Here is a 14,578-nt window from a genome sequence, read left to right as displayed (position 1 = left end):
ATTCAAACTATACACAATTGGACACAACCTAAAAAGAATATACAACGAAATAAACAGAAAGAACAACTAAAAATAAGAAAAATTATAAAAAAATCAAAAACACAAAATTAGATTAAAAATTTTGCGTCACATCCTCTTTTTTTTTAAAATATTTCTAATTATAACCTGAAATTTTATTTAAATATGGGATTTTGCTTAAAACCAGCGTTATGATATAGCCCATAATAAATACGATAATAGATAGTATAATTATTAAGATAATTGTATTAGTTCCTGATAAATGAATATTACTTATATATCCAGGTATTAATATTAAAAATATTGAATGTGAACAGTATATGCCCCAGGTTGATCTTGAAACTGATGTAAAGAACTTGGTGATTGACTTGGATATTTTGTCTAAAGGCAAATATTTTAATAATAGGAATAATGAGCTCACATGAGTAATTTCCAAGATTCCCAAATCAAGATATGTTTCAAAGAATATATTTCCTCCATCAACAAATGTATGGTTGTTGAGAGCATAGAATATCGTATAATCTGCAGACAATATATTTAATGTTGTTTTTAGCAGTGATGTAACAATAAACAATGCCAGTGAAATTATTACAATCTTGTTATTGGAAATATTGAATTTTTTATTATGCAAATAATAGCCTAACAGTATGTAGAAAATAGGTCCGATAAAGAGTCTGAAGTCCAAATATGTATGAAGACTAAATATTTTGCAGAATTGATAGATTATTGATGCGATGATTCCAATAACTAAAAAATATTTAATTCCCTCCAAACCAGTATTTTTAACATATTCGTTAATGATTGGAAGAGCTAGATAAACTCCGATAATCATCCAAAAGTACCATAATATGCCAAAATTAAAAAAAGAAGTATAGACTACAGGCAATAGATTATCTAATGTATACTTGTTAAAATACATAGTTAGAAGAATGATAATCAAAACCCAGAATACAAAGGGTATTGTTATTTTGGTTGATCTTTTGATGAAAAAATCTTTAAAAGAACCATAGTCCCGATTCAGTAATAAAACACCGGATACCATTAGAAACATAGGCACTGCAAATCTGCCGATCTGTGAAAGATTATGCATTGTCAAGTTTAAAGCCTTGGTGTTTGCCATAAAACTTGCTATGTGCATGGCTATTATTGCAAATATGGCCAATGCTTTTAAATAATCGAGATAAATAATCCTTTCTCTTTTCATATTATATCCATTTATAAAGAATATTATAAATAATTAATTAAATTTTTCAATTCAAAGTTTATGTGCGGTTATTATGGTATAGCTTGATGCATTGATGGTAATAATGCAATCATCAATTGTCACATAAAAATTCTTTCCTTTATGTTCAACAACGGATTCTTCCTTAAGAGTTTTGTTTTTACAGTATTCAACAACATCTCCGGAAATCCCTAAATTTTTTGATATTCGTCCAATGCCCATTTCTGTTGTGTGAACTTTATCAATGTTCTGTAATAGAATCTCTTTTTCTTGCATGTTAACACCAGATTAATGTATGTTATCCATTTGTTGAATAATTTATTTATATGTTTATGCATAATCTATTATTATGTCATTTTTAAAGTTCATTATTAAAAATCCATTCAGGAGAAAAAACAGTGCTATTTTGGCTATTGTCGGTATTTGTATAGGCATTGTAGTTATTGTTGCTCTTGGTGGAATTACAAACGGTTTGGTATCGACCTTTGAGGATACTGTTCACGCGGGAGGTTCTGATTTTTCTATCTGTGGTAAAGACACTGGGGATTCCGCTTATGGTACTAATACTATAGATGCAAATTGGACTGAGATTATAGGTAATGTCAGTGGTGTTGCTGAAGTAATGCCGATTTATGTTATTTTGACGCCGATTGGTGATGATTATATGAAAACGCTGATTGGTATCGAGCCTAATGGTACCAGTATGGCGGATATATCTCTTAGTAGCGGACGCATGTTTAATAATAATTCTTCTGAAGTTATTGTAGGTAAGGTTTATGCTCAGGATAATAATTTATCCGTGGGAGATAATCTTACGGTTGATGGCGAGGACTTTGAAATAGTGGGTATTTATGAAACTGGAGATACTAATATGGCAAAGGCCGTTTTCACATCAATCACTAAGGTTGCGGAAATCAATGATGATAACAATAGCATTTCCAATATTTATGTTAAGGTAGCCAGTGGCCAAGACCCTCAGAAAGTGGCTGACAGAATCGATGAAAAGTATGGGGACAATATTACTACTATTTCTTCGATTATGGAAATGGAACAGATGGCAGACATGTTAAATATGCTTAAGGCATCCTCTTGGGGTATTTCACTTCTGGCGATTGTTGTTGGTGCATTAGGTATTATTAATACAATGTTGATGTCCGTATTTGAAAGAACTCGTGAAATTGGTGTTCTTAAGGCTGTAGGATGGTCCAATAGAAAGATATTGACTATGATTGTTGGTGAATCTTTAGTTATAACAATCCTGTCTGCTGTTATCGGTTCGGTTATTGGTTTTGTTGTTACTACGCTTTTGGGACCTATGATGAATGTAACTCCATCATTTACGCCGGAAATATTTGTACAGGCCTTTGTAATTGCAATTATTGTTGGAATTATTGGAGGATTATATCCTGCTGTTAAAGCAGTTAAATTGCCTCCTACTGAAGCATTGAGGTATGAATGAGGTGATTTTATGAGAAATATTGTTGAAATTAATAATTTAGTCAAATCATATGAAAACGGACATATTAAGGCATTAAATGGAATTGATTTAACAATTAGGGAAGGTGAATTCGTATCTATTATAGGACCTTCCGGTTCAGGCAAATCAACATTGCTTAATATGCTTGGCGCTCTAGATTCACCGGATTCAGGTTATATCAATGTTGCAGGTTATGATTTAACTTCAAATAAAAATTTAAATAAATTCAGGGCTCAAAAAATAGGTTTTGTCTTCCAACTTCATAATTTGATTCCAAATTTGTCTGTTGTTGAAAATATTGAAATTCCGATGTTCACATCCAAATTATCAAATAAGATAATGAGAAGAAAGGCATTGTTTTTACTTGATATAGTTGGTCTTCGTGACAAGGCATTCCAAAGTCCATCTAAATTATCTGGTGGTGAAAGGCAAAGGGTTGCGATTGCACGTGCACTTGCCAACGACCCTTCTATTATATTGGCGGACGAACCAACAGGATCACTGGATTCAAAAACAAGTGTTAAAATCCTTGCTCAATTAATTGACTTGCATAGGAATAATAATGTAACTTTAATAATGGTTACCCACGATATGGCTGTGGCCAGACTTGCAGATAGGGTAATTAAAGTTTTGGATGGTAAATTGGTCAATGTTGGTTAAATTTAAAATAGAATGAATGTGGATTAAATTCCACATTTTTTTTAATAATCATCTATAGTGTCATGAATAATCCTTAAAGCATCAAGTAAACCGTGTGAATATTCGATACAACCAAATGCAGTTCGCATATCCTCTTTTTCAAGATAATATTTAGAATCATTCCAATAGTCGACAGCCCTATCATAAACTTCTTTTTCTTTTCCGGTAAATTCGATATGAGCAACTTGGTTTAGGTTTCTCTCTAATTTTTTAATGTCTTTAGCTATTTTTTCTGCGCTTTCTAAATCACTCATTTTAACGCCTTCCAAACATGATAAATTCTTTGTCCAACTGTAATATAAGATAATATTACTAAAATAATAATCGTGTAAGTAAAGTATATTGGCTGTGTAAAGTATCCAATAAGTGCACCTACCATTAAAATAATCATACGAACAGCCCTTTCAGCGATTCCAACACTGCAGTCAACGCCTTGTGATTCTGCTCTTGCACGAACGTAACTAACTGTTATTGCAGAATGAACTGCTAAAATTCCAATGAACCAGTCACAGTATCCACCAAATATTATACCAATGTAAATAATCGCATCAGCAAAACGGTCCATTGTAGAATCGAGAAATGCTCCAAATTTAGATGACCTGTTGTGGTATCTTGCAACCGCACCATCAACCACATCTAATAATCCTGATAGTAAAATAGCAATACAACCAAGAATTAATAGGTGATTGGCAAATCCATATGCTGCCAAAACAGCGATAAATGGTGAAATAACCGTTACAATATTGGGATTTATATTTAAATTTCGGGCAAGAGGATTTAATATTTTTGTTAATAATGGTCTTAAACTTTCAAGCATACTTAATTATATAAAGAAATTATCATATATAATTATTTAAAAATTATGGATTATTTAAAAATGAAAATATTAAAAACAGACAATTTATATCCTGATGAAAATGTAATTGATGAAGCTATTGATGTATTGGCTAATGGTGGGGTTATAATATATCCTACGGACACTGTTTATGGTTTAGGTGCGAATATATTTGATAATAAAGCAGTTCGTAATGTTTTTAAAATTAAACAAAGAAATTTATTGAAGCCATTGTCTATTTTAGTTTCCGATACTGATTCTATTGAATTAGTTGCCAAAATATCTAATTATCAAAAGGATACTTTGGACAAATACCTGCCAGGTCCATATACTTTTATTTTAAATAAAAGGAATATTGTTCCACGGGTAGTCACCAGTGGATTAACTCATGTTGGCGTAAGGGTTCCTGAAAACAGCATTGCTTGTAAATTGGCCAGGATATTTCCAATCACTACTACAAGTGCTAATTTGTCTGATAAAGAAATATTGTCTACTCCAAAAGAAATTTTAGACCAATTAGGTTGTGATGTTGATTTGGTAATTGATGTCGGACCTTTGGAATCTAGAAAACCATCAACAATTGTTGACTTGACAATGCCACAGCCAACATTCATAAGAAGATAATATATATTTTATAAAAAACAAAGTATTATTATGAAAGTATTAGCTAATCTTGAAGATAATCTTAAAATTCCAACCAATTCAAGTATTGATAATTTACTGAATGGGGGATTTGAAAAGGGTACTGTTACTCAAATTTTTGGACCTCCTAGTTCTGGTAAAAGTAATTTAGCTTTATGTTTGGCCGTAAATGTTGCTAAAAATGGTAAAAAAGCTATTTATATGGACACTGAAGGTGGAATTTCTATTGATAGAATCAAACAAATTGCGGGTAATGATTTTTCTAAAGTAGCTAATAACATAATGGTTTTTGAACCGACTACTTTTCAAGAGCAAGGCGAAAATATTGGGGCTATAGAATTATGGCTTAGAAAAAATCATGCGGATACAGATATTTTTATTTTGGATTCTGCTGTTGCCCTATATCGTGTGGATGATATGAAATCATCAAAGCTTAATAAGGAATTAGGTAAACAAATGGGTATCCTATCCAAAATTGCCAGATCATTTGATATTGCAGTTATTGTCACAAATCAAATCTACACTGCATTTGATGATGAAGGAAATAATGATGTTCGTGCTGTTGGAGGTATGGTTCTCCAATATTGGAGCAAAGTTATCATCCAATTGGAACGTGGTGAAGAAACTAATCAGAGGATTGCTACTTTAAAGCGCCATCGCAGTATTGGTGAAGGCCGGCAAGCAGTTTTCCGAATCACTTCCCGTGGGATTAGTTAGCATTAATTTTATAAATGACTTTAAATAAATTAATTATTTGGAATTACATGTGATTATTATGAATGATATTAAACACCCTAAGAAAAAATTTCAAAAAACAGAAAGGGTACCTCCTGAAGGATATGATTCTTCAAATGATTTTTTTGAAGATGTGTTTATAGATAAAGACATGATTTGGATGGGTCAAAATACAAATCATCTTCATGGAGACGTTATAGCTGATGCAATGGCAGCTTGTGTAAAAGAAAAGGAATATTGCAAGTACCCTCCTCCAGAAGGTTTCTCTGAACTCAGGCAGTTGATTTTGGATGATTTAGGATTTGATGACTGTGAAGTATTATTAACTGCTGGAGCGACAGAATCTTTATACTTATGTATGCAGGCATTGCTTGAACCTGGAGATAATGTCATATTGTCTGATCCAGGTTATTTCATTATAGGGGACTTTGCAAATCGTTTTACCCTTGATGTAAGATACATTCCTATTTATAATGAAGAATGCGGATACAAATTAACTCCAAAATTGCTAAGGGAAAATATGGATGAAAATACTAAACTGGTAATTTTGATTGATCCGTTAAATCCATTAGGTTCCTCATATACAGAGGAAGAATTAAAAGAATTTGCTGAAATTGCTATAAAAAACGACTTATACTTATTGCATGATGTAACTTATAAGGATTTTGCAAGAGAGCATTTTCATGCTGAAAATTATGCTCCTGGCCAAACATTGACGATATACAGTTTTTCCAAGATATTTGGAATGGCTGGTTTAAGAATAGGGAGTGTAGTTTCATCAAAACCTATCATTGATGTTATTAAAAATGCAGTTATTAATGACTTAGGGGTTAACATAATAGCACAGTACGGCGCAATTGCGGGTTTAAAATCTAAAGATGAATGGGAAGATAAAATCCGTGATATTTCATTCACTAATCAGAAATTAATTAAAGAAATGGTTGATGAAATTGATGGTGTATTCTTGCCTGTTTATCCGTCTGATGCAAATATGATGGCTGTTGATGTTTCTGGTGCGGGCATAAATCCTAAAGAATTATCTAACTATTTATTTAACCGAGGAATATTTGCAAGAGAAGGAGAATATACTTCTGAACTGTTTGGAGATGAATATTTACGTATTAGTTTTTCAATTCCAACAGAACAGATTGAAATATTCTGTGAAGAATTCCCAAAAGCTATTGAAGCATTAAGAAAAAAATAATTGAGGGTTAATGATATGCGTATAAGATATCATCACCCTATTCCTAATTTTTATAAAGTTGAAAATCCAGTCAATCCTCTGACTTCTACTTCTGATGATTTTTTAAATGAATTTAATGAATTAGTTTTAAATAAAGGCTTTATTGGGGTCAGTTATTCTAAATTATCTGATGATTTTAAGAAAGAATGGGATATTGGCTGGGATAATATTCTTATTTTAAAGTATGAAATGTCTGAAGATATTTTAAAGATGGAGAATTCAAAAGAAAAGGCTATTCTGGAGGATGAGGAATTTCAGAATGTAGGTAAAAAAACATTTGAAATAGCCGATTTTTTAAGACAAAATAATTATAATGCAGATTTAATTCATCCTTTAGATGACCGTGTAAGTTTAAGGTCAATTGCAATGCAATCCAATGATTGTATAATAACGAGAAGTAACATGTGCATGTTCAAGGAAGGAGTTAATTTAGGTTTTTTCATGATTAAGACCTCAATTGAAAATCTTCCCTACAAAAAGGAAAATGATATGCTGTGGGTTGAGGATTTCTGCTCAACATGTGGAATTTGCATTGACAGATGTCCAGAAAATGCATTTGATGAGAATGAAAAATTGCTGAGAAAAGTTTGTACCGCTCACAAAGAAGGCTGCAGCAGATGTATGCTGATATGTCCTTTCTTTAAACAAGGTTATGAAAAAGTTAAAAAAAGATATGATAGAAAACAGGCGAGGTAATAATATGAATGAAAAAATAGCATTGGTATCATGTAGTGGATTAAGTCCTCTAGGTTTGGTTGTAAGAGCAGCTACTGTTGAGTTAGCTTTGGATAATGATAATATCGTAGCGGCATGTATAACTGAATATTCTGCACAGCCAAATAATTGTTCACCAATATTGGATGATGCAAAGATAGTTTCAATTACTGGATGTAGTGATGACTGTGTTTCAGTAATCCTAAAGGAAAAAGATGTTGATGTTGTTAAAAACATTGATGCTGAAAACGTTGTTAAGGCTTTTGATTTAAATCCGAATGATTCCATAAGATTGGATGATGATGGTGAAGAGGCAGTTAGAGTATTGAAACGCTATATCTTAAAAGAGTTGGATTCCATTTAAATTATTAAAAAAATCTTTATTGCATCATTTGAAAACAGAAATGGTGTGGTAAAAATAATAATGATTAGAATAATTAAATTCTAATCTGACAAGTAATAATATTCTCCTTTTTCCTTTTGTTCGCGGTCTAAGTAACTGTCTAGTTTATTTACTCTTGGACGTTTTGTTTCTTTGTCACGTCTGAAAGTAATATTTAGATTTCCTAAAAATTCGTTCATTGCAGATCTTAAATCGGTTGGTTTTGATGCATGTCCTTCAAGACCAGGAGTACCGTTAAATACCATTGCCCTATCGGAAATATAGTCGATAAATACGATATCGTGGTCTACAATAAGTGACGCTGCATTTCTGCTTTCAACCATTTTACGAATAACTTTTGCAGCAACTAATCTTTGTTCTACATCTAAAAATGCTGTTGGCTCGTCGAATAGATAGATTTCAGCATCTTTTGATAAGGTTGCAGCTATTGCCAATCTCTGAAGTTCTCCTCCACTTAATTTGGAAACCTGCTTTTCCAGCATATCTTCCAGTGCAAATGGGGTCATGATTTCACTTTCAAAGATTTTACTTCCGTAACTTGGTGCATTCATGAATAAAAAGTCACTTACGCTTCCCTCAAAATCACTTACTAGGTATTGTGGTTTATATGCAATTGTAACTTCTTCATCAACTTCGCCGGTAGTTGGCTTTTCAACACCGGCCAACATTTTTGCAAAAGTGGTCTTACCGATACCGTTTGAACCGAATGCTGTTACTATTTCATCATAAAATATGTCTCCTGCATCAGCACTTAATTTAAATCCCTCATAGTCTTTGGAAATATCAGAATAACTTGCAAGTGCATCCCCTTCATCTTCCGGTGTTGGCGGTCTTATTATAAATTCGATTGGATTTCTCCTGATTCTTACATTTTCTTCTGTTAAAAATCCATTAATGTATGCATTGATACCAATTCTGACACCTTTTCTTCCGGATACAACACCGTATCCTCCAGGAGTACCATATAATATATGGATATTATCTGACAATGCATCAAGGGTTGCTAAATCGTGTTCAATTACTAAAACACTTTTTCCTTCTTCTGCAAGTGATCTGATTACTTTCACAGCATTTAATCTCTGGGATACATCCAGCCATGATGTCGGTTCGTCAAAGTAATAGAAATCTCCTTCACGCAATACTGTAGCGGCTATTGCGACTCTTTGAAGTTCCCCACCACTTAAGTTTTCCATTTTTCTATCTAAAACGTTTTCAAGCTGTAATTCATGGCAAACATATTCGAGTTTATTCCTTTCATTAACGTTTTGAAGCAGATCTTTAACTTTACCTTTTACAACTTTAGGTAACTGATCTACCATTTGTGGTTTTAAAATAGCTTTAATTTCACCATTTGCTAAATTTGAAAAGTAAGTTTGAAGTGATGAACCCTTATAATATTCAATTACATTATCCCAATTATCTTGAGGATTTTCATAGTCTCCGAAGTTTGGAATTAGATTTCCAGATAAAATGTTCATTATTGTGGATTTACCGATACCGTTCGGTCCTAAAAGCCCAAGTACAGTTCCTTCTTCTAAACTTGGAAGTCCAAATAATTCAAACTGGTTTTGGCCAAACCTGTGGATTGGCTCTCCAACAGCTTCCGGTAAATTGATAATGCTTATTGCATCGAATATGCATCTGTTAGTACAAATACCACAACCTTCGCATAATTGCTCAGATATTAATGGTTTTTTAGTATCTTCGTCAATAACTATGGTGTCTTCACCCATTCTGACACCAGGACAGTAATTAATACAAAGATAATCACATTTTTTAGGTTGACATCTGTCCTTGTCAAGTATTGAAATACGACTCATTATTATCTCCTTAAATTAAAAAATAATTATTAATAATAAAATTATGTATTTAATAATTTTTAAACTTTCACAAATTTTCCTTTTTTTTCAATAAAAATTATATACTAATTCATTACTAAATTATAATTAATTAATCGTCCGAATTAATGTGATTTTATGAAACAGGTAATGGTTGTAAGAACAGATTTAAAAATGGGAAAAGGTAAGATTGCCGCCCAGTGTTGTCATGGGTCTATAGGTTCTTATAAAAAATCAAGCAAAGATAAGATTAGAAAATGGGAAAATGAGGCTTACGCTAAAGTAGTTTGTAAAGTAAAAACTGCTGATGAATTATTTGCTTTAAAAAGATTGGCCGATGAAAAGAATATTACAAATTATTTGGTAATTGATGCTGGAAGGACTCAGATACCTACATCAAGCGTTACAGTTTTAGCACTTGGTCCTGATGAGGATAAAATTATTGATGAAGTGACTGGTGATTTAAAACTTTTATGATGTAAGTATCATTTTAATGATAGCTATTTTTAATTAAATGTGGGTGTGATTAATATCATAAAACAGGTTGTAAAAATTGGGGGAAGTTTATTTCCAGATTATGCAATTGAACTTGCCGAACAACTAAAAAACACAGATTCGTTAATTATTCTGGGTGGCGGTGAGTTTGCAAATCTTATACGAAAATATGATTCTGATCAAAGATTTTCAGCGGAAGTGACTCATTATACTGCAATCGATTGTATGGATATAATAGCAAAGCTTGTAGATGATAAGGTCGATTCTACAAAATTGGCATTTTCAATTGATGAAATTGATGAAATTTCAGATGAAGGATTCACTCCAATTTTTGTGGTGTCTGACTTTTTAAAAAATGAAGATCCCTTTGAATGTTCATGGGATGTTACTTCAGATTCGATTGCAGCATATGTTGCACATCTGTTAAATGCGAACCTTTTTATAGTAACAAATGTAAATGGTATATATACCCAAGAACCGGAAGAGCCGGGTTCAACATTCATAAGTAAAATCGATGCATCAAAATTACTAACTTTTCAAGAGTCATCGATTGATGTAATGTTACCATCTCTTTTATTAAGGTTTGGGACTAATTGTTATGTTGTGAATGGAAAGTTCCCTGAAAGGGTTTTATCTCTTATAGATGATAATATAAATGATTATAACTTCGATTACACACTAATAATAGGTGATTAAAAATGAAAACTGTAGAATGTATTTCATGTAAACAAGAAATCCCATTAACTGGTCCATTTGTTGAATTCGAATGTCCAGAATGTGGGGCAAAAATTGCAAGATGTGAAAAATGTCGTACCTTTGGTCACGCTTACAAATGTGAATGTGGATTTGAAGGTCCTTAGATAAATGGAGGAATTAAAATGGCTGAAGTATTAGCAACTATGAAAATTATGCCTGAAAGTCCTGAAGTAGACTTAGAAGCATTAAAAGTAACTATTGAAGAAGGAATGCCTGAAGATGCAGAATTCCAAAATATTTCTGAAGAACCAATTGCATTTGGTTTAGTAGCTTTAATTTTAAACTTCACTATTGAAGATGGTGAAGGTGGAACTGAATCTACCGAAGAATTCATCTCCGGTTTAGATGATGTAGCTAGTATTGAAATTACTGGTATTGGAAGATTAATGTAAATATCTTTCAAATTCTTTTTTTATTTTTCGTCCAATAAATTGTTGCATAAAACAACATTTAAATAGTAGTATAATCATATTATTAAATGTGATAATATGGTGGACTATGAAGATATTATAAAACTTTCTCCTTTTGTTTTAAATCATTTGATTTCACTTAAAAAAACACATGACTATTATTTAAACAAATTCATTGATAATGAAACTGAAATTTCATATTCTCAATATTATATGTTTATGTTACTCTATTTTGAACCTGATGTTAACCAGTCAGATATTGCTAAGGCATGCTTTATGAATAGAAGCGGTGTATCAAGGGCATTCAGCGATTTTGAAAAGAAAGGTTTGATTGAGCGCAAAATTAATCCCAACAATAAAAGGGAATATATCACTACTTTAACTGAAAAAGGTCTTAAAACAGCTAAATTGTTGGAAGAAAAGGAAATTGAATGGGATAATATGATTTGTGAAGAGCTGAACATGTCCCGTGAAGATTTGTTAAAACTATTGTCAAGAGTATCTATGAAATCATTGAATTTCAATCGTGAAAATTTTTGATGGTTGGAAGGAATTGGTCTGTTTTAAAAAGGGTTATTCTATAAAAAAAAATAAGAATTATGGTGTTTTGACTTGATTCAGTCATCACCATATAATTATTCTAATTCTGATTCATCAATCATGTCAAAACCGCATTCTTCACATACCCTATTTGATGGATCGTTTAAACAGCCACATACTGAGCATGTTATCATAACATCACCTCTTGTGCATATTTTGTGTATATTTATATATAAACCTTATTGGTTCGGAACAATTTTTATCACTATCTTCAACAAGCTTTAAAAAGTATTTTGTCTCACTAAATGTTATGTTTGAATTAGTGATTGCATGTTTTATAGGAATAATGGTGGGTACAACAACTGGCATGGTACCTGGTATCCATGTTAATACTGCTGGAGCAATCCTTTTTGCTTCATCAGCATTTTTATTGACTTTTTTAAGTCCGGAATTTCTTTGTGTGTTGATGGTTGCAATGTCAATTGCACATGCGTTAATTGAATTCGTCCCGTCGATGCTTTTGGGTGTTCCCGAAGAGGGTACGGCAACATCAATTCTTCCGGGTCATAGGATGGTGCTGCAAGGCCGTGCTAAGGAAGTAATAAGAATTGTGTGTGTCGGTGGTTTTGGAGCCATTATTGTTACAATATTGATGCTTCCGATTTTTGCTGCGCTTTTGCCAATGCTGCATGAGATTTCTAAACCGTTCACATGGATGATTTTGCTTTTCGCTTCAATTTATTTAACATATTCCCTTACGGGTTCTCATAGGGACTTTTTATGGTCTCTGCTGTTGTTTGTACTTTCAGGAATTTTGGGCTGGACGATTTTTCAAACACCAATATCTTCTGGAGTTTCATTAATGTGTACTTTTTCCGGATTGTTTGGTGTCAGCACCATTTTATTTAGTTTAAATGATAGTTCTATGCTTCCTCATCAAAATTCTTTTTATGATTTAAATATAGACTTTAATAAGTTCAAAAGTATCTTTGCCGGAGGAATTACTGGAGCCATTCTGGGATTTCTGCCGGGTTTTGGTCCTGCTCAAGGAACGGTTATTGCTCAGGCGGCAAGTGGGGCAAGCGATAATGAGGATGATGATACAGTTAATTTTCTGCTTGCAACCTCAGGATTAAATATTTCTGATTGTCTTTTTTCTTTAATGGCAATTTATATCATCGGCAATCCTAGAAGTGGTATTGCAGTTTACATGTCTTATCTGGTTAGTAAAATGAGTTTAAATCATTTGATTATCTATATTTTTGCTTCTCTTTTGGCAGTATCTGTTTCTTTAGTTTTGGCATTAAAATTAGGTGATTCATTTTCCAAATTAATGGGTCGTGTTGATTATAAAAAGCTTTCGATAGCTGTCATTCTGCTTCAGATTCTGATATTGTTTATTTTTATATTCTATTATGGAGCGCCTGTCGGATACATGGTGTTGGCTTTAATCACATCAACGGCAATGGGAATGCTGCCGCATTATTTGGGTTTGGGCAAGTCTCATCTGATGGGAGTTCTGATTATTCCAGCCATTGTTATCTATATGCAGATGTTTATTTAGATAATCAACACATTATCTGCTATTTTTTCTCCTTTTTCTATTATTTCAGATGCATCATCTTTTGGAAATGCGTCAATGATGCATAAATCAACATGTTCGATTTCCAAGTCTTCAAAGGCTTCATTATGTATTTCATAACCTTCATTTATGTTATTTACTTCAAGAGTTTCCTTTAAGTTTTCAATAGCTTCAGGATATATGTCATTAAATATTACCTTTTCAAAGCCATATTTCAACAGGTAGGTTCCTATCACGCCGCTGCCGCACATTGCATCCACTGCAATTCCCTTTTCAATATTGTTATTTTTTATGTAGTTATGTAGCTTAACCAGTTTTGATTCGGTCGTTGGGGCAACTTCAATATGGTGCTTGGATTGTTCTTTGTTAGTTATAATTTTTTCATTCATCAGTGTTCTCATAACATTGCTTTGAATGTCACAGCCTTCCAGGAGTTCAAAATGATTAATTTCACTATTTTTATTAAGTTGTCCAACAGTATCCTGGGGACTTCCTTTAAGCACTCCTTTTACTTCTGGAACCTCTTCAATTAATTTTGAGGCTATTTTTTTGTTAAAATTAGAATGCAGTAAAATTAATGAGTCTTCATTAATAAATTGTGGATTTAAACTGCTATAGTAGAATTTACTTAAAGGTATAGGGCTGTTTCTTCTTAGTGTAGCTTTTTCAGGTACGATTTCTTCCTCAATCATTATTTTTAGAATGTGGCTCATTACAATGTCAATTGGCCTTTTGCCACATGAACATTTCATGTAATCTCCGGTCAATTCATCAAAATCAATTAATTCTTTTAATGGGCTGAATTTTTTTATTTGAACATCCCTGCAATTTTCACATTCCTGTAAATTTTCAATTTTTTTGCCTAAATTTTCAAAAGTCGTATAACAATTTTTGCCACAACTGCATTTTCTAGTCATATTTTAATATTGTCTTTACTTTATAATTATAATTTCACTTGTAATAAAAATT

General features: G+C 32.4%; 19 protein-coding genes. 13 read left to right on the top strand and 6 right to left on the bottom strand.

The window, feature by feature from the left end; genetic code table 11:
- Positions 1-154: 154 nt before the first annotated feature.
- Both ACKI3Q_RS01130 and ACKI3Q_RS01125 read right to left on the bottom strand, forming a co-directional pair.
- Positions 155-1,222, bottom strand: coding sequence for an acyltransferase (locus ACKI3Q_RS01130; RefSeq protein ID WP_407413462.1), 1,068 nt, complete (start codon positions 1,220-1,222; stop codon positions 155-157).
- Positions 1,223-1,273: 51 nt separating this feature from the next.
- The gene (locus ACKI3Q_RS01125) at positions 1,274-1,516 is read right to left on the bottom strand and encodes a DUF3781 domain-containing protein (RefSeq protein WP_407413460.1); all 243 of its coding nucleotides are present in this window, start codon (positions 1,514-1,516) and stop codon (positions 1,274-1,276) included.
- Positions 1,517-1,589: 73 nt separating this feature from the next.
- Here ACKI3Q_RS01125 and ACKI3Q_RS01120 point away from each other — a divergent pair, with 73 nt between their 5' ends.
- Positions 1,590-2,699: an ABC transporter permease gene (locus ACKI3Q_RS01120; protein WP_407413458.1), complete on the top strand. Its 1,110-nt coding sequence runs from the start codon at positions 1,590-1,592 to the stop codon at positions 2,697-2,699.
- Between the two features lie 9 nt (positions 2,700-2,708).
- Complete coding sequence (locus ACKI3Q_RS01115) at positions 2,709-3,377, top strand: ABC transporter ATP-binding protein (RefSeq protein ID WP_407413456.1); 669 nt, start codon at positions 2,709-2,711, stop codon at positions 3,375-3,377.
- A gap of 41 nt (positions 3,378-3,418) precedes the next feature.
- On the opposite strand, the gene ACKI3Q_RS01110 is transcribed toward ACKI3Q_RS01115, so the two are convergent.
- Together ACKI3Q_RS01110 and pgsA are read right to left on the bottom strand one after the other, a co-directional pair.
- On the bottom strand, positions 3,419-3,670 hold the full coding sequence (locus ACKI3Q_RS01110) for a DUF357 domain-containing protein (protein ID WP_296796347.1): 252 nt from the start codon (positions 3,668-3,670) through the stop codon (positions 3,419-3,421).
- Entirely contained in the window at positions 3,667-4,233 is a 567-nt protein-coding gene (gene pgsA / locus ACKI3Q_RS01105; protein WP_407413454.1) for an archaetidylinositol phosphate synthase, read from the bottom strand. The genes ACKI3Q_RS01110 and pgsA overlap by 4 nt, the downstream gene beginning before the upstream one ends.
- A gap of 60 nt (positions 4,234-4,293) precedes the next feature.
- Between pgsA and ACKI3Q_RS01100 the strand changes: the two genes are divergently transcribed.
- From ACKI3Q_RS01100 to ACKI3Q_RS01080, 5 genes are read left to right on the top strand one after another with little or no spacing between them, the layout of a single operon-like run.
- Positions 4,294-4,875, top strand: coding sequence for an L-threonylcarbamoyladenylate synthase (locus ACKI3Q_RS01100; protein ID WP_407413452.1), 582 nt, complete (start codon positions 4,294-4,296; stop codon positions 4,873-4,875).
- Positions 4,876-4,905: 30 nt separating this feature from the next.
- The gene (gene radB, locus ACKI3Q_RS01095; RefSeq protein WP_407413450.1) at positions 4,906-5,610 is read left to right on the top strand and encodes a DNA repair and recombination protein RadB; all 705 of its coding nucleotides are present in this window, start codon (positions 4,906-4,908) and stop codon (positions 5,608-5,610) included.
- A 58-nt stretch (positions 5,611-5,668) separates the two neighbouring features.
- A complete protein-coding gene (locus ACKI3Q_RS01090; protein ID WP_407413448.1) occupies positions 5,669-6,832 on the top strand; it encodes a pyridoxal phosphate-dependent aminotransferase in 1,164 nt (387 codons plus the stop codon).
- Between the two features lie 15 nt (positions 6,833-6,847).
- A complete protein-coding gene (locus tag ACKI3Q_RS01085; RefSeq protein WP_407413446.1) occupies positions 6,848-7,567 on the top strand; it encodes a DUF362 domain-containing protein in 720 nt (239 codons plus the stop codon).
- A gap of 4 nt (positions 7,568-7,571) precedes the next feature.
- Positions 7,572-7,949 (top strand): putative zinc-binding protein, encoded by a 378-nt coding sequence (locus tag ACKI3Q_RS01080; RefSeq protein WP_407413444.1) that lies wholly within the window; start codon positions 7,572-7,574, stop codon positions 7,947-7,949.
- An 80-nt stretch (positions 7,950-8,029) separates the two neighbouring features.
- On the opposite strand, the gene ACKI3Q_RS01075 is transcribed toward ACKI3Q_RS01080, so the two are convergent.
- Complete coding sequence (locus ACKI3Q_RS01075) at positions 8,030-9,808, bottom strand: ribosome biogenesis/translation initiation ATPase RLI (RefSeq protein ID WP_407413442.1); 1,779 nt, start codon at positions 9,806-9,808, stop codon at positions 8,030-8,032.
- 156 nt (positions 9,809-9,964) lie between these two features.
- Here ACKI3Q_RS01075 and pth2 point away from each other — a divergent pair, with 156 nt between their 5' ends.
- From pth2 to ACKI3Q_RS01045, 6 genes are all read left to right on the top strand, one after another.
- The gene (pth2, locus tag ACKI3Q_RS01070) at positions 9,965-10,303 is read left to right on the top strand and encodes an aminoacyl-tRNA hydrolase (protein WP_407413440.1); all 339 of its coding nucleotides are present in this window, start codon (positions 9,965-9,967) and stop codon (positions 10,301-10,303) included.
- A 39-nt stretch (positions 10,304-10,342) separates the two neighbouring features.
- Positions 10,343-11,017 (top strand): delta 1-pyrroline-5-carboxylate synthetase, encoded by a 675-nt coding sequence (locus tag ACKI3Q_RS01065; RefSeq protein ID WP_407413438.1) that lies wholly within the window; start codon positions 10,343-10,345, stop codon positions 11,015-11,017.
- 2 nt (positions 11,018-11,019) lie between these two features.
- A complete protein-coding gene (locus ACKI3Q_RS01060; protein ID WP_292782670.1) occupies positions 11,020-11,181 on the top strand; it encodes a zinc finger domain-containing protein in 162 nt (53 codons plus the stop codon).
- Positions 11,182-11,199: 18 nt separating this feature from the next.
- Positions 11,200-11,469 carry an elongation factor 1-beta gene (locus ACKI3Q_RS01055; RefSeq protein ID WP_407413436.1) on the top strand — a complete coding sequence of 90 codons (270 nt, stop codon included), beginning with the start codon at positions 11,200-11,202 and terminating at the stop codon, positions 11,467-11,469.
- 96 nt (positions 11,470-11,565) lie between these two features.
- Positions 11,566-12,027 carry a MarR family winged helix-turn-helix transcriptional regulator gene (locus tag ACKI3Q_RS01050; protein ID WP_407413434.1) on the top strand — a complete coding sequence of 154 codons (462 nt, stop codon included), beginning with the start codon at positions 11,566-11,568 and terminating at the stop codon, positions 12,025-12,027.
- 310 nt (positions 12,028-12,337) lie between these two features.
- The gene (locus ACKI3Q_RS01045) at positions 12,338-13,591 is read left to right on the top strand and encodes a tripartite tricarboxylate transporter permease (RefSeq protein ID WP_407413432.1); all 1,254 of its coding nucleotides are present in this window, start codon (positions 12,338-12,340) and stop codon (positions 13,589-13,591) included.
- Here ACKI3Q_RS01045 and ACKI3Q_RS01040 read toward each other — a convergent pair.
- Positions 13,588-14,526 (bottom strand): methyltransferase, encoded by a 939-nt coding sequence (locus ACKI3Q_RS01040; RefSeq protein ID WP_407413430.1) that lies wholly within the window; start codon positions 14,524-14,526, stop codon positions 13,588-13,590. The genes ACKI3Q_RS01045 and ACKI3Q_RS01040 overlap by 4 nt on opposite strands.
- Positions 14,527-14,578 lie beyond the last annotated feature (52 nt).

Origin of the sequence: Methanobrevibacter sp. (assembly GCF_045636185.1) — an archaeon.
Classification (GTDB): Archaea; Methanobacteriota; Methanobacteria; order Methanobacteriales; family Methanobacteriaceae; genus Methanocatella.
Note: the sequence above shows the minus strand (reverse complement) of the source record. Positions and strands in the feature narration are given on the sequence as shown.